Origin of the sequence: Modestobacter versicolor (assembly GCF_041028285.1) — a bacterium.
GTDB classification, from domain to species: Bacteria; Actinomycetota; Actinomycetes; order Mycobacteriales; family Geodermatophilaceae; genus Modestobacter; species Modestobacter versicolor_A.
This window is the reverse complement of sequence record NZ_JABGDB010000001.1, coordinates 189,248-208,593: the sequence shown is the minus strand read 5'-3', so window position 1 is coordinate 208,593 and position 19,346 is coordinate 189,248. Positions and strand designations below refer to the sequence as shown.

Annotated in this window: 20 protein-coding genes; 9 read left to right on the top strand and 11 right to left on the bottom strand. The window is 73.2% G+C overall.

Annotation, left to right across the window (positions count from 1 at the left end; genetic code table 11):
* Positions 1-11: 11 nt before the first annotated feature.
* The 5 genes from HL054_RS01085 to HL054_RS01065 all read right to left on the bottom strand — a co-directional run bounded on the left by HL054_RS01085 (position 12) and on the right by HL054_RS01065 (position 6,338).
* Entirely contained in the window at positions 12-1,073 is a 1,062-nt protein-coding gene (locus HL054_RS01085; protein ID WP_369136838.1) for an ABC transporter ATP-binding protein, read from the bottom strand.
* A complete protein-coding gene (locus HL054_RS01080) occupies positions 1,070-2,350 on the bottom strand; it encodes an ABC transporter ATP-binding protein (RefSeq protein ID WP_369136837.1) in 1,281 nt (426 codons plus the stop codon). Before HL054_RS01080 ends, HL054_RS01085 begins: the two co-directional genes overlap by 4 nt.
* A gap of 11 nt (positions 2,351-2,361) precedes the next feature.
* Positions 2,362-3,330: an ABC transporter permease gene (locus HL054_RS01075; protein WP_369136836.1), complete on the bottom strand. Its 969-nt coding sequence runs from the start codon at positions 3,328-3,330 to the stop codon at positions 2,362-2,364.
* A 34-nt stretch (positions 3,331-3,364) separates the two neighbouring features.
* Positions 3,365-4,354: an ABC transporter permease gene (locus HL054_RS01070; protein ID WP_369136835.1), complete on the bottom strand. Its 990-nt coding sequence runs from the start codon at positions 4,352-4,354 to the stop codon at positions 3,365-3,367.
* Between the two features lie 250 nt (positions 4,355-4,604).
* Positions 4,605-6,338 (bottom strand): ABC transporter family substrate-binding protein, encoded by a 1,734-nt coding sequence (locus HL054_RS01065; RefSeq protein ID WP_369136834.1) that lies wholly within the window; start codon positions 6,336-6,338, stop codon positions 4,605-4,607.
* Positions 6,339-6,757: 419 nt separating this feature from the next.
* Here HL054_RS01065 and HL054_RS01060 point away from each other — a divergent pair, with 419 nt between their 5' ends.
* A complete protein-coding gene (locus HL054_RS01060) occupies positions 6,758-6,928 on the top strand; it encodes a CsbD family protein (protein ID WP_369136833.1) in 171 nt (56 codons plus the stop codon).
* Positions 6,929-7,084: 156 nt separating this feature from the next.
* On the opposite strand, the gene HL054_RS01055 is transcribed toward HL054_RS01060, so the two are convergent.
* Complete coding sequence (locus tag HL054_RS01055) at positions 7,085-7,984, bottom strand: DUF559 domain-containing protein (RefSeq protein ID WP_369136832.1); 900 nt, start codon at positions 7,982-7,984, stop codon at positions 7,085-7,087.
* Between the two features lie 182 nt (positions 7,985-8,166).
* Positions 8,167-8,931 (bottom strand): NUDIX domain-containing protein, encoded by a 765-nt coding sequence (locus tag HL054_RS01050; protein WP_369136831.1) that lies wholly within the window; start codon positions 8,929-8,931, stop codon positions 8,167-8,169.
* A gap of 27 nt (positions 8,932-8,958) precedes the next feature.
* On the opposite strand from HL054_RS01050, the gene HL054_RS01045 reads away from it, so the two are divergent.
* The 7 genes from HL054_RS01045 to HL054_RS01015 all read left to right on the top strand — a co-directional run bounded on the left by HL054_RS01045 (position 8,959) and on the right by HL054_RS01015 (position 14,553).
* Positions 8,959-9,441 carry an RrF2 family transcriptional regulator gene (locus HL054_RS01045; RefSeq protein WP_369136830.1) on the top strand — a complete coding sequence of 161 codons (483 nt, stop codon included), beginning with the start codon at positions 8,959-8,961 and terminating at the stop codon, positions 9,439-9,441.
* A gap of 31 nt (positions 9,442-9,472) precedes the next feature.
* Complete coding sequence (locus tag HL054_RS01040; protein ID WP_369136829.1) at positions 9,473-9,577, top strand: putative leader peptide; 105 nt, start codon at positions 9,473-9,475, stop codon at positions 9,575-9,577.
* 97 nt (positions 9,578-9,674) lie between these two features.
* A complete protein-coding gene (locus tag HL054_RS01035; protein WP_369136828.1) occupies positions 9,675-11,354 on the top strand; it encodes a nitrite/sulfite reductase in 1,680 nt (559 codons plus the stop codon).
* 178 nt (positions 11,355-11,532) lie between these two features.
* Complete coding sequence (locus HL054_RS01030; protein WP_369136827.1) at positions 11,533-12,246, top strand: phosphoadenylyl-sulfate reductase; 714 nt, start codon at positions 11,533-11,535, stop codon at positions 12,244-12,246.
* Between the two features lie 76 nt (positions 12,247-12,322).
* The gene (locus HL054_RS01025) at positions 12,323-12,616 is read left to right on the top strand and encodes a 4a-hydroxytetrahydrobiopterin dehydratase (RefSeq protein ID WP_369136826.1); all 294 of its coding nucleotides are present in this window, start codon (positions 12,323-12,325) and stop codon (positions 12,614-12,616) included.
* 96 nt (positions 12,617-12,712) lie between these two features.
* On the top strand, positions 12,713-13,096 hold the full coding sequence (locus HL054_RS01020) for a nuclear transport factor 2 family protein (protein ID WP_369136825.1): 384 nt from the start codon (positions 12,713-12,715) through the stop codon (positions 13,094-13,096).
* Positions 13,097-13,128: 32 nt separating this feature from the next.
* Positions 13,129-14,553: an FAD-dependent oxidoreductase gene (locus tag HL054_RS01015; RefSeq protein WP_369136824.1), complete on the top strand. Its 1,425-nt coding sequence runs from the start codon at positions 13,129-13,131 to the stop codon at positions 14,551-14,553.
* Positions 14,554-14,610: 57 nt separating this feature from the next.
* Here the strand turns inward: HL054_RS01015 and HL054_RS01010 are convergent, their stop codons facing one another.
* Positions 14,611-16,857: a PhoX family protein gene (locus tag HL054_RS01010; protein WP_369136823.1), complete on the bottom strand. Its 2,247-nt coding sequence runs from the start codon at positions 16,855-16,857 to the stop codon at positions 14,611-14,613.
* A 173-nt stretch (positions 16,858-17,030) separates the two neighbouring features.
* Here HL054_RS01010 and HL054_RS01005 point away from each other — a divergent pair, with 173 nt between their 5' ends.
* On the top strand, positions 17,031-17,516 hold the full coding sequence (locus tag HL054_RS01005) for a VOC family protein (RefSeq protein WP_369136822.1): 486 nt from the start codon (positions 17,031-17,033) through the stop codon (positions 17,514-17,516).
* Here HL054_RS01005 and HL054_RS01000 read toward each other — a convergent pair whose 3' ends face one another.
* From HL054_RS01000 to HL054_RS00990, 3 genes are read right to left on the bottom strand one after another with little or no spacing between them, the layout of a single operon-like run.
* On the bottom strand, positions 17,517-18,041 hold the full coding sequence (locus HL054_RS01000; RefSeq protein ID WP_369136821.1) for a GNAT family N-acetyltransferase: 525 nt from the start codon (positions 18,039-18,041) through the stop codon (positions 17,517-17,519).
* 45 nt (positions 18,042-18,086) lie between these two features.
* Positions 18,087-18,482 carry a DUF3037 domain-containing protein gene (locus HL054_RS00995; protein ID WP_369136820.1) on the bottom strand — a complete coding sequence of 132 codons (396 nt, stop codon included), beginning with the start codon at positions 18,480-18,482 and terminating at the stop codon, positions 18,087-18,089.
* Positions 18,479-19,336 (bottom strand): HipA family kinase, encoded by an 858-nt coding sequence (locus HL054_RS00990; RefSeq protein ID WP_369136819.1) that lies wholly within the window; start codon positions 19,334-19,336, stop codon positions 18,479-18,481. Before HL054_RS00990 ends, HL054_RS00995 begins: the two co-directional genes overlap by 4 nt.
* Between the last annotated feature and the right edge of the window lie 10 nt (positions 19,337-19,346).

Here is a 19,346-nt window from a genome sequence, read left to right as displayed (position 1 = left end):
CCCGGACGGCGTCAGAGCACCGACCGGGCCTCCGCGAAGTGGCAGGCGTTGAGGTGCCCGGCGCCGCGGTCCTCGAGGGCGGGGTCGTCGGTCATGCACTTCTCCCGCTGCCCGTCGGTGAGGACGTTGGCGAACTTCTGGCAGCGGGTGCGGAACCGGCAGCCCGAGGGCGGGTTGGCCGGGCTGGGCACGTCGCCGGAGATGATGATCCGCTGCCGGGCCCGCTCGCGACGGGGGTCGGGCAGCGGGATCGCCGACAGCAGCGCCTGCGTGTACGGGTGCGCCGGCCGCTCGAACAGCTCGTCGCGCTCGGCGATCTCGATGATCCGGCCCAGGTACATGACCGCGACCCGGTCGGAGATGTGCCGGACGACCGACAGGTCGTGGGCGATGAACAGGTAGCTCAGGCCCAGGGTGTTCTTCAGGTCCTCGAGCAGGTTGATCACGCCGGCCTGGATGGAGACGTCCAGCGCGGACACCGGCTCGTCGAGCACCAGCACCTTGGGCTGCAGCGCCAGCGCGCGGGCGATGCCGATCCGCTGCCGCTGCCCGCCGGAGAACTCCGCCGGGTAGCGGTTGGTGTGCTCGGGGTTGAGCCCCACGGTCTCGACCAGCTCGCGGACCCGCGACCGCAGCTCCTGGTCGTCCTTGGTCAGCCCGTGGATCACCAGCGGCTCGGCCACGATGTCGAACACCGGCAGCCGCGGGTTGAGCGAGGCGTAGGGGTCCTGGAACACCAGCTGGATGTCCCGGCGCAGCGGCCGCATCTGCTTGCGGTCCAGGCCGACGAGCTCCCGGCCCTGGAACACGACCGAGCCACCGGTGGCCGGCTGCAGGTTGAGGATCGCCCGGCCGGTGGTGGACTTCCCGCAGCCGGACTCGCCGACCAGCCCCAGCACCTCACCGGGGTAGAGGTCCAGGTCGACCCCGTCGACGGCGCGGACGGCGCCGACGGTGCGCTTGATGAGCCCGCCGCCCTTGATCGGGAAGTGCTTCTCCAGGCCGCGGACCTTGAGGATCGGCTCTCCGCGCTGCGCGGCGCCGTCGGCGCGCTCGGTGGTGGGAGCGCTCATGCCCGGTCTCCGTCCGTGGGGTCGCGATGGGTGCTGAGGATGCTGCCGGTGTCGCGCTGGGCGCCGGTGACCGGCTCGGTCTGGTCCGCCGGCGGGGCGTCGGCGACGGTGGCGTCACCGGCGCCCTCGGCCAGCGCCAGGTCGGCCGGCAGCGCCTCGCCGGCCAGGCCGGCGTCGCTCGCGGTGTCGCTGAACACCTCGGCCGCGTGGCCGTGCGCCCGCTCGACCTGCTCGGTGCGGATGCACGCCGCCTCGTGGCCGGGCGACACCTGGTACAGCGGCGGCTCGGCCGCGTCGCACTCGTCGACGTGCAGCGGGCAGCGCGGCGCGAACGGGCAGCCCGGCGGCATGTTGACCAGCGAGGGCGGCGCGCCGGTGATGGGCGTCAGCCGCTCGCGGGTGGGGGCGTCCAGCCGGGGCAGCGAGCCGAGCAGGCCGAGCGTGTAGGGCATCCGGGGCTCGTAGTAGATGTCCTCGACGCCGCCGATCTCCACCGGGCGGCCGGCGTACATGACCAGCACCCGGTCGGCGATCCCGGCGACCACCCCGAGGTCGTGGGTGATCATCACCATCGCCGCGCCGGTCTCCTGCAGCGCGGTCTGCAGCACCTCGAGGATCTGCGCCTGCACGGTGACGTCGAGCGCCGTCGTCGGCTCGTCGGCGATGATCACCTCGGGTTGGTTGGCCATCGCGATGGCGATGACGACGCGCTGGCGCATGCCGCCGGAGAACTCGTGCGGGTAGGAGTGCACCCGCTCGACGGCGTTCGGGATGCCGACCAGCTCGAGCAGCTCCACCGCGCGGGCCTCGGCGGCCTTGGACGACAGCGACCTGTCGTGGGTGCGCAGCGTCTCCTCGATCTGCGCCCCGACCTTGTACACCGGGTCCAGCGACGTCATCGGGTCCTGGAAGATCATCGAGACGCCCTTGCCGCGGATCCGCGACATGCTCCGGTCGTTCTGCCCCAGCAGCTCCTGGCCGCGGTACTTCACCGAACCGGTGACCCGGGCGTTGCTGGGGAGCAGGCCCATCACCGCCAGCGAGGTGACCGACTTGCCGGAGCCGGACTCGCCGACGATGCCGAGCACCTCACCCGACCGCAGCGTGTAGTCGACGCCGCGGACGGCGTGCACCAGCCCGTCCTCCGTGGGGAACCGGACGTTGAGGTCGGTGACCTCCAGCAGCGGGGCCGAGGCGTCGAAGCCCGGCAGGCTCTGGGTGCGCCCCTTGCTGAGCGTGCCGGACGAGGACACGGCGGTGGCACCGTTCGTGGACATGGGGTTGCCTCTCAGGCCCGCACGCGGCGGTTGCTCGGGTCGAACGCATCGCGGATCCCGTCGCCGATCAGGTTGATCGACAGCACGATGACCAGCAGCACGATGCCGGGGAAGTAGAAGAGCCAGGGGCGGGTGCTCGCGGCCTGGACGCCGTCGGAGACCAGCCGGCCCAGCGACGTCTCGTTGGTGCCGTTGACGCCGAAGCCCAGGTAGGTCAGCGAGGCCTCGAGGATGATCGCGTTCGCCGCGGCCAGCGTCGTCCACACGATCAGCGAGCCCAGCGCGTTCGGGATCAGGTGCTTGAAGATGATCCGCGAGTTCGAGGCGCCCAGCGAGTGCGCCGCCTCGACGTACTCCTTCTCGCGCAGCGAGAGGAACTGGCTGCGCACGATCCGCGCGAGGTCCAGCCAGCCGAACAGGCCCAGGATGATGCCGACGCCCAGCGGGGTGCGGGAGCCGGGGAAGTTGCTGGCCACGACGATCAGCACGACCAGCAGCGGGACGGTGAGGACCAGGTCGACCAGCCGCATCAGCAGGCTGTCGACCCACTTGCCGAAGTAGCCGGCCAGCGCGCCGACCAGCAGGCCCAGCGGCAGGGCGATGGCGATGAACAGCGCCACGATGAACAGCGACCGCTGGACGCCGGACATCAGGCCGGCCAGCAGGTCGCGGCCGATCGCGTCGCTGCCCAGCAGGTACCCCTGGTTGCCCGGGGACACCGACTGCGCGCTGGAGTCCAGGTCGGAGTAGCTCTTGCCGTCCAGCAGGGGGCCGATGAAGCCGAAGACCAGCAGCGCCACGAAGATGACCAGGCCGGTCATGCCGACCTTGTTGTGCACGAAGCGGCGGACGATCTGCTGGCGCTGGCTGCGCGCCTTGACGGTGAACTCCCGCTCCACGCCCCCGCTGGCCTGCGGGGCGCCCGGCACGGCCGGCTGGACACCGCCGGCGGTGCCGGAGGTCGCCTGGGTGGTCGCCATGATGGAGGTCCTTCTCTCTACGGGGAGCGGCCGCTCAGGACAGCCGGATCCGCGGGTCGAGGACCGCGTACAGGATGTCGGCGACGAGGTTGAAGAGGACGACGAAGACGGCGCTGACCAGCAGCCAGCCCAGGACCACGTTGACGTCCTGCTGACCGATGCCGTTCTCCAGCAGGTACTCGCCCATGCCGTGCCAGACGAAGACGGTCTCAGTGATCACGGCACCGCCGAACAGCGTGCCGATGCCCAGCGCCACCACGGTGGTCAGCGGGATCAGCGCGTTGCGCAGGCCGTGCTTGAGGACGACGCGACGGTAGGTGAGGCCCTTGGCCCGGGCCAGCCGCATGTAGTCCGAGCCCAGGACGTCGAGCATCGAGGCGCGCTGGAAGCGGCTCCAGGCGGCGAAGGACAGCAGCGCCAGGCTGACCGTGGGCAGCACCAGGTGGCCCAGCCGGTCCGACCACAGCTCCCAGCCGTCGGCGTACAGCGACAGTCCGGGTGTCTCCTCACCGATCGTGTAGAGCACCTGGCTGCCCAGCAGGTCGTTGATCCCGCCGGCCACGAACTCCTTGAGCAGCGCGGCGAACCAGAAGGTCGGCAGCGCGATGAGCACGTAGGCGATGAAGGTGAACGTGTAGTCCGAGGGCTTGTACTGCCGGACCGCACCGATCACGCCGACGATGACCGCCAGCACGACGGCGATGACGATGGCCGCGAGGATCATCCGCCCGGTGACCGCCAGCCGGCCGGGGAGCTGGTCGGCGACCGGGGTGCCGTCGACGGTGAGGCCGAAGTCGCCGTGCAGCACGCCGGTCAGCCAGTTCCAGTACCGGACGAGGAACGGGTCGTTGAGCCCGAACCGCTCGCGCAGCTGGTCGAAGAACTCCTGCGGCGGCCGGGGGTTGCGGCTGTAGTACTGGGCCAGCGGGTCGAAGCTCGCCGCGCAGAGGGCGAAGACCAGGAACGAGCTGACGACCAACACGAGGACCGACGCCAACACGCGCCGGATCGTGAAGAAGAACATGTGGTGACCTTACGCCGACAGCGGAAGTCGTCCGGCTGGAACGACCAGTGCAGCGAGGCGTCCTGCGAGCCGCCGCAGGACGTCGTCCCGGCCGCCACGGAGGGGCCGGCCGGAGGCCGCACCGGTGGACACCGAGGGGTCACCGGTGCGACACAGCGGTGTCACGTCGTGCCCGGACACACCGCGGCCCCCGGGAGCTGCCGGGGGCCGCGGGTGTGCGGGTGGTGCTGGTGCCGGGAGACCCGTCAGGTCACTGCTGGAGCGACCAGGTGGAGGCGTTCCAGAGCGGCCCGGCCTGCGTCGGGTTGTCCTCAGCGCCCTCGATCGTGCTGCTGTAGGCGATGAAGGTCGGCTTCTGGTACAGCGGGATGGTGCCCATCTGCTCCCAGAGCAGCCGGTCGATCTCGTTGCCGGTGTCGGCGATCTCGCTGTCCTCGGTCAGCGTCGTCCACTCCGCGAAGAGGGCGTCGATCTCCGGGGTGCCGATGCGGGCGTAGTTCTGCCCGATCGCGTCACCCTGCGGCGACAGGTAGATCGGCGGGGTGCCCGAGATGAAGGGGCTGCCGACCCAGGCGAACAGCGCCACCTGGAAGCCACCGGCCTCGAGGGAGGTCGGCTTGTCCGCACCGGCGAAGATGTCCGGGTTGGCGTTGAAGCTGGCCTCGATCCCGGCCTCCTTCAGCTGCGGGATCATGACGTTGATCGTCTGCTCGCGCAGCGGGTTGTTCGCCGTGGTGTCGATCCGCAGCGAGAGCCGCTGACCGCCCTTGGCGAAGATGCCGTCCGAGCCCTGGGCCCAGCCGGCCTCGGTGAGGAGCGCCTTGGCGGCCTCGGCGTTGGGCTGCTGGTACTGCTCCGGCGCGGTGTCCTCGTACTGCGGCTGGGTGTTGAGCCAGATGCGGTTGTCGAGGACCTGCGCGTCGGAGGAGAACTGGCCGACGGTCTGGTCGACGATCTCCTGCCGGTCCAGCGCCATCGCGAACGCCTGGCGCACGCGGACGTCGGACAGCAGCGGGTCGGTGGTGTTGAAGTCGACGTGCTCGAAGCTGAGGCCGAAGTTCACGTCGCTGACGACGTTCGGCTCCAGGTCGGCGATCTGGTCGACCAGGTCCAGCTGCGGCTGCGGGTAGATCATGTTCAGCTCGCCGGAGGACAGACCCTGGACGGCGGTCGTCGGGTCGTTGCCGATGCCCTGGATGACCAGCTGCTCCAGCTTCGGCTTCTCGCCCCAGTAGGCCTCGTTCGGGGTGAGGACGACGATCTGCTGACCGTTGTTGATGTTCTCCTTCTTCAGCTGCCAGGGGCCGCCGGAGATGTCGCTGGGGATGCCGTCGGCGATCGGCCAGCCCGTGGTGACGGCCTCGCAGTTGGCGGCCGGGTCGCCCTTGTCCAGGACGTGCGCGGGGAAGACCGGGTTGTTGGACCCGGAGAACAGGGCCTTCCAGTCGGCGAACGGCGAGCCCAGGGTGACCGTGACGGTCCCGTCGTCGGAGCCCTCGACCGCGGTGACCTGCTCGTAGCCGGTGGTGCTCAGCAGCGACGCGCACCCGCCGTCGGCCGGGTCGGAGGACCGCTGCAGGTTCCAGCTGAACTCGAAGTCCTCGGCCGTGATCGGCTCGCCGTCGCTCCAGACGGCGTCCGGGTTGAGCTTGTAGGTGACGGTCTGCGTCTCGCCGCTCACCTCGGAGGTGGGCTCCTCGGTGAGGAGCTCCTCGTTCCACTCCAGGGTCAGGTCGGGCTGGACCAGGTACACCTGCGGGAAGAGCTGCGCCTCGATGTTGGCCACCGAGGTGGCGTTGCCCGCCGCGATGAGGGGGAAGAGGTTCTCGGGCCAGTCGGTGGACTCGCCGTAGACGACGCGGCCGGAACCACCGCTCGAGGCCTCGTCGTCACCACTGTCGCTGCCGCCACCGCAGGCCGTCAGTGCCATCGCACCGGTGACCCCGGTGGCGATGAACACTGCGCCGCGCTTGCTCAACTTCACGTTCGAATGCCTCCTCGACCCGCCTGCGCGGGGGGAAAGTTCAGGACCGACCGCCCCGGGATCGCCGGGGGCGGGCTGACTCACTTGACCGCAGCTTGTCAGGCAGCTGGACCGACGCTGTCGGACAGGGTGCGACGGGCGAACCCTAGGCAGTCCCCGGAGAGGCAGTCCACGGCCGTCATCATTTTGTGACCTGTGCTCAGGAGACGGCTCGGACCGCCGAAACACGGCCGCAACGACGGTGCCTTGACCGCAATCTTTGCGGTGTACCGGCGGGTACGCGACAACCTCGCGCGACCTCGCAGGCCCGACGCTCGACACGAGCTGGCCGCGGGGTGTGCCTGCGGCGGCGCGCGGGTACGGGTGCACCGGAGTCGCGGGGTCCAGCCCTGCGGCGACGACGGACCGAGGAGGCCCAGATGAGCGGCATGGACAAGCTGCAGAACAAGGCGCAGGAGCTGGCCGGCAAGGGCAAGGAGGCCGCCGGCAAGGCGACCGACGACCAGGACCTGCAGGCCGAGGGCCACAAGGACCAGGCGGCCGGCAACGCGAAGCAGGCCGGCGAGAAGGTCAAGGACATCTTCAAGTGACACCGCGCGGTGCGTGAGCACCGCGACCGAGAGCGCCGTCCCCGCCAGCCGGGGGCGGCGCTCTCGCGTTCCCGCCCGGTGACGTCGCCACCCCACTGTTTCGCGCGTCTTCCCACGCCCCACGGTTTCGCGCGTCTTCCCACGCACGGCCGGCCCTCAGCCGATGACGCCGGCCTCGCGCAGCGCTGCCTCGATCCGCGCGACGACGGCATCGAGGTCCCGCAGGTCGGCTGCCAGCAGCCGGATGACCCGCCAGCCCGCCGCCGCGAGGCGCTCGTAGCGTCCGTCGTCCTTGACGATCTGGGCGTCGTCGAAGTGGTGGGCGCCCTCGTACTCCACGACGAGCCGAGCCTCGGGCCACGCGAGGTCCACCTGCCCCAGGAAGACGCCGCGCTCCCACACCGCGAACTGCGGAACGGGGTGCGGCAGCCCGGCCAGGTGGCACGCCACCCGCACCCGCGACTCCGGCGGGCTCATCGCGCGGTCGTCCAGCAGCGGCAGCAGCGCGGCCGCCCGCCTGCTCCCCCAGCGGCCACCCCGCCGCAGCACATCGGCCGCCAGCTCAGGGACGGTCAGCCCGTCCGGCCGGTCACGGCCGTCCCGCAGCATGCCGTCCACCAGGGCCACCGCCGTGGCGGTCGACTCCAGGGTCGCGACGTCCCATGCCGTCCGGACCGCCGTCGTGACGCGCACCCCGTCCCCGTCGGTCCAGACCTCGGCCGGCCGGACGTCGGTCCGGTGGACCTGCACTCCGGAGGGCCCCTGCCAGCGGCAGGCACGCGGGACGACGACCAGCACAGGATCGGCCGATGAGCTGAACGGGGCACCGAACCACGCCGCCGCCGACCGGCCACCGATCGCTCCCGCTGCGGGCATCAGCAGGGCGGCGGCCCTCGCCCGCAACTGGTGGTCGTGCCGCAGGCCCGGATCGGCGTACACGTTGCGCAGCACCCGGCGGTACCACCCGGACTCGAGCTGGCGCCTGGTGAGGGCCCCCGCCGCCACCGCGTGGGAGCCGACGAAGAGCCCGCCGAGGAAGTGTCGGGTCGGCGTCACCGCGGCAGCCTCGCCCATCCGGCCCGGCGCCCGTCCCCGTCATCCACAGGCCGCTGACGCGGCTCGTGGGAAGACGCGCGAAACCACCCGTGGGAAAGCGCGCGAAACCACAGGAGGGAGCCCGGCCGTGGGAAGACGCGCGAAAGCGCGCGTGGGAAGACGCGCGAAACCGTGCGGGTGGGTCAGGGGCGGGCGAGGAGCGTGCGGACGGCGGGGAGCAGCGGGCGGTCGGCCGCGATCCAGTCCAGGTCGTCGAGGTCCTCGGCGCCGACCCAGCGCAGCTCGGTGTGCTCGTGCGCGACCAGCTCCCCACCGGTGATCCGGCCCGACCAGACCCGCAGGGTGGAGGCGCCCGGCGGGCCGCCGGCGACGACGCCGTCCAGCGGCACCTCCCCGAGGAAGGACTGCGGCTCCACCACGACGCCGAGCTCCTCGACGCACTCGCGCACCAGGGCCGACAGGTCGGGCTCCCCCGGCTCGACCTTGCCGCCCGGGAACTCCCACAGCCCGGCCAGCGACCCCGACCCCCGCTGCGCGACGAGCACCCGGCGCCGGTCGTCGACCAGCGCCGCGCCCACGACCTGGGTCACCTCGAGCGCCCGCTGGGCGGCGGCGGCCGCGTACCCGTCCAGGTGGGCGCGCATCGCCCGGGCCACCTTCGGGCGCAGCACCGCCCGGTCCACGAGCCGGCCCAGCAGACCGGGCAGCCGGGGCGCCCAGTCGACCTGCTCGTCGACGCGGGTGCCGGCCCCGGTCGCGGTGAAGTTCCGCGTGTGGGTCGGCGTCCACCGGCCCCGGGAGGGCACCCCCGCGTACACGTCGCGCCACGGCCGGTCGGAGTCGACCTCGTGCAACGGGTGCGGCCAGGGGCGGCCCAGGGACCGCGCGACGTCGAAGGCGACGGTCAGCGGCGCCTCCACCAACGTGGTGAACCGCAGCTCGGACACGCGAGCCAGCTTCGCAGACACGGCAGGATGGGCCCCGTGCGCATCTCAGCCCGGGTCGACTACGCGGTACGGGCGGCCGTCGAGCTGGCCGCCGTCGCCCCCGACTCGTTGACCTCGGACAAGATCGCGCAGGCCCAGGGCATCCCGGCCCGCTTCCTGCAGGCGATCCTCGGCGACCTCCAGCACGCCCGGCTGGTCACCAGCCAGCGCGGCCGCGAGGGCGGCTACCGGCTGGCCCTCCCGCCGGAGGAGGTCTCGATCGCGCGGGTGATGCGGGTCGAGCAGGGCTTCCTCGCCGAGGTGCACGGCCAGCGGCCCGAGGACGTCGCCTACCCCGGCGCCGCCGAGCCGCTGGCCCAGGTCTGGGTCGCCGCCCGCGAGGCCTACCGCCGGGTGCTGGAGAACGTCACGCTGGCCGACGTCGTCGCCGGCAAGATGCCCGCCCAGGTGGCGGAGATGATCGAGCTGGAGAGCGCCTGGCGCTCCTTCAGCCTCCCCGACACGGAGTGAGCCGGACGCCTCGCACGGCGCAGCCCGCCGGATGTGGGACCATCGACTCGTGACTGACTGCGGCGCACTCCTCGTGGCGCGCCTGCACGTCGACCTGGCGCGGGTCTCCAGCGCCGCGTGTCGCGCTCCGCGCTGACCCCGGCCCCCGCTCTGCTGCAGCCACCTGGCGCTGCACCCCGAACCGGCCGCGTCGCGCACGCCACCCGTGCCGGCGCAGATGGAGAACCACTGACGTGTCCACCCCCACCCGCAGCAGCAACCGGCCCCAGCGCGGCCAGGGCCAGTGGGCGCTCGGCTACCGCGAGCCGCTGAACCCCAACGAGCGGATGAAGAAGGACTCCGACGGCCTGGAGGTGCGGCAGCGGATCCTGGACATCTACTCGAAGACCGGCTTCGAGGGCATCGACCCCGGCGACCTGCGGGGCCGGATGCGCTGGATGGGGCTGTACACCCAGCGCGCCCAGGGCATCCCCGGCGGCAAGACCGCCGTGCTGGAGGCCGAGGAGCTCGAGGACTCGTACTTCATGATGCGGGCCCGCATCGACGGCGGGCAGCTGACCAGCGAGGCGCTCCGGGTCCTCGGCGGGATCAGCACCGAGTTCGGCCGGGACGTCGCCGACGTCACCGACCGGCAGAACGTCCAGTACCACTGGATCCGGATCGAGGACGTGCCGGAGATCTGGCGGCGGCTGGAGTCGGTCGGGCTGAGCACCATGGAGGCCTGCGGCGACGTGCCGCGCGTCATGCTCGGCTGCCCGCTCGCCGGCGTCCTCGAGGACGAGGTGCTCGACGCCACCGACGTCATCGCCGCGACGGTGGAGAAGTACGTCGGCAGCCCGGAGTTCAGCAACCTGCCGCGCAAGTGGAAGACCTCGATGTCCGGCTGCGTCGACCACTGCACCGAGCCCGAGATCGACGACGTCTCCTTCGTCGGCGTGGTCAACGCCGACGGCGAGGCCGGGTTCGACCTGTGGGTCGGGGGTGGGCTGTCGACCAACCCGATGTTCGCCAAGCGGATCGGCGTCTTCGTCCGGCCCGAGCAGGTCACCGAGGTCTGGGCCGGCTGCACCTCGATCTTCCGCGACTACGGCTACCGCCGGTCGCGCAACCACGCCCGCATCAAGTTCCTGATGGCCGACTGGGGCCCGGAGAAGTTCCGCCAGGTGCTGCAGGACGAGTACCTGCACGCCGAGCTTCCCGACGGCCCCGCCCCCGCTCCGGCGAAGCACGACCAGCGCGACCACGTCGGGGTCAGCAGGCAGAAGGACGGCGCCAACGCGGTCGGGTTCGCGCTGCGCACCGGCCGGATCAGCGGCACCCTGCTCACCCGGATCGCCGACCTGGCCGCCGAGTACGGCACCCGTGGCGGCCGGATCCGGACGACGACCCAGCAGAAGCTGGTGATCCTCGACGTCCCGGACGAGCGGGTCGAGGACCTGGTCGCCGCGCTGGCCGAGCACGACCTGCTGGTGCGGCCCAGCGCCTTCCGCCGCGGCACGATGGCCTGCACCGGGCTGGAGTTCTGCAAGCTCGCCATCGTCGAGACCAAGCAGCACGCCCAGGACCTCTACGCCGAGCTGGAGAAGCGGCTGCCGGGCTTCGACGAGCCGGTCGGGATCAACGTCAACGGCTGTCCCAACAGCTGCGCCCGCTTCCAGACCGCTGACATCGGCTTCAAGGGCATGATCGTCCGCAACGCCGCAGGCGAGAGCGTCGAGGGCTTCCAGGTGCACCTGGGCGGCCACCTCGGCGTCGAGGCGTCCTTCGGCCGCAAGTTCCGCGGTCACAAGATCACCAAGGACGAGACGGCGGACTACTGCGAGCGCGTGCTGCGCGGCTACCTCGACCGGCGCACCGAGGGCGAGCGGTTCGCCGCGTACGTCGCGCGGGCCGAGGAGGAGTGGCTGCTGTGACGTCCCCGGACCCCGGCGGTGTGACGCGGCCCACTGCCGGAAGGGGCCGCACCCTGCCGGTGTTCCACTGCCCGTACTGCGGCGAGGAGGACCTCCTCCCCGAGGGCGAGGGGTGGCACTGCACCTCGTGCCTCCGGAGCTTCGCCGTCCAGCTGATCGGAACAGGGGTGGACCGACCGTGACGACCGCCGTCGTGCAGCCGACGCCCGAGCTCGCCGCCGAGGCCGACGCCCGGTTCGAGGGCATCGCCGACCCGGTCGAGCAGGCGCTGGCCGTGCTCGCCTGGGCGGGGGAGACCTTCGGGGACTCCTTCGCGATCACCTCGAGCATGGCCGACGGGCTGCTCGCCCACCTGGCCAGCCGCGCCTTCCCGGGCGTCAACGTCGTCTTCCTGAACACCGGGTACCACTTCGCCGAGACGATCGGCACCCGCGACTGGATCACCGCCGTCCTGCCGATCACGCTGCACGACGTCCAGCCGCTGCGCACCGTCGCCGAGCAGGACGCCGAGCACGGGCCGCGGCTGCACGAGCGCGACCCGGACCTGTGCTGCTCGCTGCGCAAGGTGCAGCCGCTGGCGCAGGCGCTGGCCGGGTTCACCGCCTGGGGGTCCGGCGTGCGCCGCGACGAGGCGGTCACCCGGGCCGGCACCCGGGTCGTCGACTGGGACGCCAAGCGCGGCATGGTCAAGGTCAACCCGCTGGCGGCCTGGACCCAGGACGACGTGGACCGGTACGTCGCCGAGCACCAGGTGCCGGTCAACCCGCTGGCCGAGCTGGGCTACGCCTCCATCGGGTGCGAGCCCTGCACCCGGCCGGTGGCCCCGGGCGAGGACCCGCGGGCCGGCCGCTGGGCGGGCAAGGCCAAGGTGGAGTGCGGGCTGCACCTCTGAGGAAGGACCCCGTCCTCCTCACCCTTCGCGAGCTCAGGGCGAGCTTCGGGACGGGGCCGTAGGCCAGGATGGGGCGATGCCCCGACCCCCGCGCCTGTCCCCCGACGACGTCACCGCCGCGCTGAGCGCGCTGCCGCTGTGGTCCGGCGGCCCGGACGGCATCGAACGCACCGTGCAGCTGCCCACCTTCCGAGCGGCCGTCGAGGCGGTCAGCGCCATCGCCGACGTCGCCGAGCTGCTCGACCACCACCCGGACATGGACCTGCGCTGGACCGAGCTGCGGGTCGCGGTCGTCACCCACTCGGCCGGCGGGCTCACCGAGCTGGACCTGGACCTGGCCCGCCGGGTGGACGCGCTCTACCCGGGCTGACCCCGCTCACCTCCGATCCGTGACGGCGCGCTGACCCACCGCACCGCCGCCGCGGATGCACCGCCACGCACGGTCGGCGCGAGTAGCTTCCCGACGGTGACCACGACCGCCGTCGCCAGCGCCGTCGAGGACTACGCCCGGGCCTGGCTGGAGACCGATCCCGCCGCCCGCCGGGCGCTCCTGGAGCGCTGCTGGGCCGAGGACGGGGTCTACTGCGACCCGATCGGCCGGGCGACCGGCCGGGACGGGCTGGCCGACCACATCGGCGGCTTCCAGGCCGAGCAGCCGGGTGCCCGGCTCGAGGTGGTCAGCGGCGTCGACGAGCACGACGGCCACCTCCGCTTCGGCTGGCAGCTGCGCGCGCCGGACGGTTCGGTGGCGCTGGAGGGCACGGACTTCGGGGAACTGGACGGCGACGGGATGCTGCGCCGGATCATCGGCTTCTTCGGCCCGCTCCCCCCGGGTGGGCCGACCAGCTGACCCCGACGCCGCCTCCCCCTGAGGAGGACGGCATGGCTTCGATCGTGGTGCTCGGCGGCGGTGTGTGCGGCCTGGCCACCGGCATGGTGCTCGCCCGGGACGGGCACGACGTCCGGGTGCTGGAGCGGGACCCCGGCCCTGTGCCGGACTCCCCCGCTGCGGCGTGGGAGGGCTGGAGCCGCCCCGGGGTGGCCCAGTTCCACCAGGCGCACTACCTGCAGCCCCGGTCCGCGCGGGTGCTCGACGCCGAGCTGCCCGACGTCCGGGACGCACTCCTCGACGCCGGGGCGCTCCGCCACGACCCGCTGCGCAGCGCCCCACCGTCCGTCGGACCGCTGGAGCGCCGCCCGGACGACGACCGGTTCGGCACGGTGACCGCCCGCCGGACCACGCTCGAGCAGGTGGTCGCCCAGCGGGCCGCGGGAGCACCGCGGCTGCGCGTCGACCGGGGCGTCGAGGTCGAGGGCCTGGTCAGCCGGCGGGTGGACGGCGCCGTCCAGGTGACCGGCGTGCGCACCACCGACGGCTCCCGGCTGGTCGCCGACCTCGTCGTCGACGCCACCGGCCGCCGGTCGCCGCTGGCCGGCTGGCTGCGGGCCGCCGGTGACCGGCCCCCGCAGGAGGAGGCGACGGACTCGGGGTTCGGCTACTACACCCGCTTCTTCCGGTCCGCGGACGGCGGCCTGCCCCAGGTGCGGGCGAGCCTGCAGACCCACGTCGGGACGTTCTCCCTGCTCACGCTGCCGGCCGACCGGGGCACCTGGTCGGTCACGCTGGTCATCGACTCGCACGACCGGCCGCTGACCGAACTGCGGCACCCCGACGTCTGGACGGCGGTCGTGGCCGCCTGCCCGCAGCACGCCCACTGGCTGGACGGCGAGCCGATGACCGGGGTGCTGCCGATGGCCGGCGTGCTCGACCGGTGGACCCGGGCGGTGGTGGACGGCTCGCCCGTGGTCACCGGGCTGGTCGCGGTCGGCGACGCCTGGGCCTGCACCAACCCCTCGCTCGGCCGCGGCATCAGCATGGGGCTGATGCAGGCGGTGTGCCTGCGCGACGCCCTCCGGGAGGGGACGGACGACGACCCGCGGGAGTTCGCCGAGCGCTGGGACGACGCGGTGCAGAGCCGGCTGACGCCCTGGTACCGCGCGACGCTGGCGGTCGACCGGGCCCGGCTGGCCGAGGTCCGCGCGCTGCTCGAGGGCCGGACGCCCGCCCCGCCGGAGGGCCGGGCAGCGCTGGGGCCGGCGCTGGCGCGGGCGGCCGGCCACGACGCGGAGCTGTTCCGGGCGATGCTGGAGATCGTCGGCTGCCTCGTGCTGCCGGCCGAGGTGTTCAGCCGCCCGGGCTTGGCCGAGCGGGCGGTGCGGACGGCCGGCGAGCACCCGCCAGCCCCTCCCGCGGGGCCGGACCGCGAGGGTCTGCTGCGGCTGCTGGCCGGCACACCGGTGGGCTGAGCCGACCGACCCGGGACGGGGTCCGGCCGCGGGCAGCGACCGGACCCCGTCCGCAGGTCAGCTGCCGACCCGGCCCCCGTCGGTGCGGAAGACGACCGCCACGCTGGGGCGCGGGAACGGCCGGTCGGCGAGCCGGTCCGGCCAGGTGCTCGACGGCGTGTCCCGCGTCGCCCCGGTCGTCTCCCCCGGGTGCTGCACCGAGACGAAGACCGAACGGGCGTCGGAGGTGATGAGCGGACCGCTGCACTCGGCGCCGACCGGCACGGTGAGGAACGCCTTCAGGTGGCCCCGCTCGGGCCCGGCCGTCGGCACGGCGAAGAGCCCGTCGTTCGTCCCGGCGAACGTGCCCGCCTCCTGGTTCCGGGTGGAGAGCACGTTGCCGTCGGTGGAGATCCACAGGTTGCCGGCCGGGTCGAACTCCAGGTTGTCCGGGCACGACATGGCGCTGACCTGCGTCTTGTCGAAGCCGGCGAAGTACGTCCCGGGGCTGCCCGGGTCACCGGCCACGATGAAGACCCGCCAGTAGAAGTCGTCGCCGGCGATGCCGTCGGTCTCCAGCCACTCCAGCACGTGGCCGTTGCGGTTGCCGGTGCGCTCCTCGTAGGTGCCGTCCTCGAGGTCGAAGGCGAACGAGCGGGCCACCGGGTTCGCCTCGTCGGCGACCGTGCGCTGGGAGTTGTTGGTCAGCGCCGCGTAGACCCGGCCGTTGACCGGGTTGACCTGGATGTCCTCGGGCCGGTCCATCCGGGTCGGCACCCTGGCCGGGTCGACGACCACGGGGGCAGCCGGGTCCGGGAAGTCGCCGTTGGCGTCCAGCTGCTTGCCCAGCCGGTCGGCGGCCAGCCGGGTGAAGGTGAGCACCCACGGCACCGACTTGCCCGGGATCATCGACTGCCCGTCCTCCACCAGTGGGATCCACTGGCCGGTCCCGTCGAACTCGCCGTCGGCCGGCACCGTCGCGAGGCCGTCGACCTGCTCGGACGGCGAGTCGCCGGTGAACCGTGCGACGTAGAGGTCCCCCTCCTCCAGCAGCGTCATGTTGTGCGCCCGCGAGGCCGGGTCGTCGCCGGGCCGGTAGCTCTTCCGCGACACGAACTTGTAGACGTAGTCGAAGCGCTCGTCGTCGCCCGAGTAGGCGACCACCCGTCCGTCCTCGGCGATCTGGACGTTCGCCCCCTCGTGCTTGAAGCGGCCGAGCGCCGTGCGCTTCTTCGGGGTGGACTGCGGGTCGTAGGGGTCCAGCTCGACCACCCAGCCGAAGCGGTTGACCTCGTTGGGCTCCTTCGCCAGGTCGAACCGCGGGTCGACCTGCTCCCAGCCGCGGACGGCGGCGTCCTCGGCGCTGACGCCGTAGCGGCCCAGCCGGGGCTCCCGGGGGTCCTCCGTGATCGCCGCCGAGGTGCCGAAGTACTGGTTGAAGTTCTCCTCGCCGTGCAGGGTGGTGCCCCACGGTGTCATCCCGCCGGCGCAGTTGTTCAGCGTGCCGAGCACCGTCCGGCCCGCGGGGTCGGCGCTGGTCCGCACGTACTCGGAGCCGGCGGCCGGACCGGTCAGCTCGAAGGTGGTCATCGCGGTGACCCGGCGGTTGCGCTTGCCCCGGCGTTCGGGCCGCCAGTTGCCCGTGCCGCCGTCCCGGCGGACCTCGACCACCGAGATCCCGTGGGCCATCATCGCGATGCGCTTCTGCTCCACGGTGGTGGGTGCGGCCTCGTCGGCGACGCCGGCGAACATGAGCTGCTCGTTGGTGTACTCGTGGTTGACGACCAGCAGCGCACGGTGCCCGTCGCGGCCCAGCGGCAGCAGCCCGATGTAGTCGCAGTTGTAGCCGAACTGCTTGGCCTGGGCCTCCGGCGTCTGGGCGTCGACGTCGAACTCCGGCGCGTCGCGCTCGACCGGGTCACCCCAGCGCATCACGACGCCGTACTCGTAGCCGGCCGCGGTGACCAGCTCGTCCAGCAGGTTCTGCTCGACCGGCTGGAAGGTCAGCGGCGCGTCCGCAGCCGGCTGCCAGCCGACGTCCGCCCAGCCCGCATCCGCCCCGCCGCTGGCCAGCGCGGGGGTGGACCGCAGCGGGCCCGCCGCCACGAGCAGCGCACCGGCGCCGGCGGCCTTGAGCATGCTCCGCCTGCTGAAGGCACCCTCGATGACCTCCCCGATCGTCGGGTTGTCCGTCTTGTTCGGCACCTGGGCGTCGCAGGCGTTGCCGCACTTGTAGAAGCACGTCGTGTGGCTCCGGGTGCCGTGCCGGACCGAGTTGAGCAGCGGCAGCAGGAGCCGACGGCGAGCGGGGACGATGTCCGTCATGGGGGTCCTCTGGTCGGGGGGACGTCCCGACGGACGGTAGGAGGACCGACCCACCCACCAGGTGAACGGCGGACGAAGCCGGGGTGACCTGTGTGGCGCGTGGGACGAGACCGGCGTGTCGCGCCGGGCGTGTCGTCGGGCGTGCCGGGTGGGGCCCGAGCGCGGAGACCTCCGTGACCGACGGTCTGGTCGACGGCCAGGACACGATGCACGATCGGGGGATGCGCCCCGTCCAGATCGTCCTCGACGCCCAGGACACCCAGCGGCTGGCCACCTTCTGGGCCGCCGCGCTGGCCGACCGCGGCTACCGCCTGCCCGTCCCGCCCGACGGCGCACCCGACTGGCCGACCTGGCTGCGGGCCCAGGGCGTGCCCGAGGAGGAGTGGGGCGCCGGCTTCGCGCTGGACAACGACGACGAGACCCAGCCGCGGGTCTACGTGCAGCGGGTCCCGGAGGCCAAGGCCGCGAAGAACCGGGTGCACCTGGACCTGCTGGCCGGCGGCGGCCAGCGGGTGCCGCTGCCCGAGCAGGAGCAGCGGGTGGCCGCAGCGGTCGCACGCCTCACCGCGCTGGGGGCGACGCACGTGGAGACCAGGACGGAGCTCGGCACGCACTGGGCGGTGCTGCGCGACCCGGAGGGCAACGAGTTCTGCGCCTGATCAGCGCAGGCCCACCGCATCGTGGCGCCAGAAGACGTCGGGGTACACCAGGGTCCCGGTCATCCACGGCTCGTGAGCCGGCAACAGCACGGCCTGGAACGCCGGCTCGGGGACCCGCAGCGACGGCCGGCGGAAGCCGAGACCCGCACCGGCGACGAACTCGAGCCGGCCGTAGTAGGCCGGGTCGCCTTCCAGGAAGACGACCGGCACCCCGCTCGCGGCCAGCTGCTCGAGGCCGGCCCGGACCAGGCTCGCGCCGATCCCCTGCCGCTGCCGCTCGGGCAGCACCGCCAGTGGGCTGAGCGTCTGCACCGGCACCAGCTGCCGCGGCGCGTCGAGCAGGGCCGGGGAGAACCGGACGTGCCCGACGACGCGGCCGTCGTCCTCGGCCACCAGCGACAGACCCGGGGACAGCCCGTCGAGCAGGCCGACCACCGCGTCGCCGTGGTCGCCGAAGGCCGCGCGGTGCAGCGCGTGGACCTCGACCCGGTCGCTCGGTCGCTCGGGGCGCAGCAGGACGGTCACGACGCCGCACACTGCCAGCCGACGGGTCCCACGTCGCGCGAGTTGTCAGTCGGTGACGGGCAGGACGAGCAGCCGCAGCAGGCGGTCGGCCTCGGCGTCCGGGTCGGCGGTGAGCCCGGTGTGCACCGGCCCGGGCTGGACGACGGTGCTCCGCGGCGCGGTGAGCCAGCGGAACCGCGACCCCAGCGCCTCCCGCCCGGCGGCACCGGCACCGACGGCGGCCGAGCAGACGTCGGCGGCGGCCTGCAGGGCGGCGGTGATCGCCAGCGGGTCGGCGGTCGGGTCCAGCGCGCGCAGCCGGTCGACGTCCAGGTGCACCCGCGAGCCGAGGTAGTCGCGCTGCCGGCAGTAGACGAGCACCCCGGCGTTCAGCGACTCGCCCCGCTCCACCCGCGGCACCACCCGCAGCACCGCGTACTCGAAGGTCTCCCGGCCGGTCATCGCTGGGTGACCCCCTCGGGGGGCGGCGGGCCGAGCCAGGTCGGCCGGTTCTGCCCGCGCGGCGCGGTGCGCCGGCCGGCTCCTCCGGCCGCGGCCGCGGCGACAACGCCGGGCAGCCACGCGTCCCGGGCGGCCAGCCGGTCCAGCAGCTGGGCGGCGTAGCGCTCGCGGACGTCGTCCGGGGCGTCGTCCGGGTCGGGGCCCTCCAGCCAGGCGTCGGGCACCTGGCCGAGCACGTCGGTGAGCAGCGCCCGGGTGACCAGCGGCGCCAGCGCGGCGTCGGCGGCGCGCACGTCGGGCTCGCACTCGACCAGCGCGTGCTGGGCGGCGTCGTAGGGGCGGGCCACGGCGGCGGGCGCGCCGGGCCAGTTGTGGTGGAAGGTCAGCGCCGCGCCGTGGTCGATCAGGTGCAGCCGGCCGTGCCAGAACAGCATGTTCGGGTTGCGCCAGGACCGGTCGACGTTGCCGACGAGGGCGTCGAACCACAGCACCCGGCCGGCCAGCTCCGCGCCGACCCGGGCCGCACCGGCCTCGAAGTCCAGCGCACCGGGCAGGTAGTCCATGCCGAGGTTGACCCCGGCGGAGTTGCGCAGCAGCTCCTGGACCTCCTGGTCCGGCTCCCCCACCGCCAGCTCCGGGGCGACGTCGACGGTCACCAGCGCGGGCACCGGCAGGGACAGCCGGCGGGCCAGCTCGCCGCAGACCACCTCGGCGGCGAGCACCTTCACGCCCTGGCCGGCGGCCCGCCACTTGACCACGTAGGTGCCGAGGTCGTCGGCCTCCATGAGCCCCGGCAGCGAGCCACCCTCGCGCAGCGGGGTGACGTAGCGGGTGGCGGTGACGGCGGCGAGCACAGTGCGCCGA

Bases quoted from the DNA above. Each gene is read 5' to 3' on its own strand.
- HL054_RS01080 (WP_369136837.1), bottom strand. From the start codon at position 2,350: ATGTCCACGAACGGTGCCACCGCCGTGTCCTCGTCCGGCACGCTCAGC.
- HL054_RS01015 (WP_369136824.1), top strand. From the start codon at position 13,129: ATGGCTTCGATCGTGGTGCTCGGCGGCGGTGTGTGCGGCCTGGCCACC.
- HL054_RS01060 (WP_369136833.1), top strand. From the start codon at position 6,758: ATGAGCGGCATGGACAAGCTGCAGAACAAGGCGCAGGAGCTGGCCGGC.
- HL054_RS00995 (WP_369136820.1), bottom strand. From the start codon at position 18,482: ATGACCGGCCGGGAGACCTTCGAGTACGCGGTGCTGCGGGTGGTGCCG.
- HL054_RS01025 (WP_369136826.1), top strand. From the start codon at position 12,323: ATGCCCCGACCCCCGCGCCTGTCCCCCGACGACGTCACCGCCGCGCTG.
- HL054_RS01010 (WP_369136823.1), bottom strand. From the start codon at position 16,857: ATGACGGACATCGTCCCCGCTCGCCGTCGGCTCCTGCTGCCGCTGCTC.
- HL054_RS01070 (WP_369136835.1), bottom strand. From the start codon at position 4,354: ATGTTCTTCTTCACGATCCGGCGCGTGTTGGCGTCGGTCCTCGTGTTG.
- HL054_RS01075 (WP_369136836.1), bottom strand. From the start codon at position 3,330: ATGGCGACCACCCAGGCGACCTCCGGCACCGCCGGCGGTGTCCAGCCG.
- HL054_RS01085 (WP_369136838.1), bottom strand. From the start codon at position 1,073: ATGAGCGCTCCCACCACCGAGCGCGCCGACGGCGCCGCGCAGCGCGGA.
- HL054_RS01045 (WP_369136830.1), top strand. From the start codon at position 8,959: ATGGGCCCCGTGCGCATCTCAGCCCGGGTCGACTACGCGGTACGGGCG.
- HL054_RS01040 (WP_369136829.1), top strand. From the start codon at position 9,473: ATGTGGGACCATCGACTCGTGACTGACTGCGGCGCACTCCTCGTGGCG.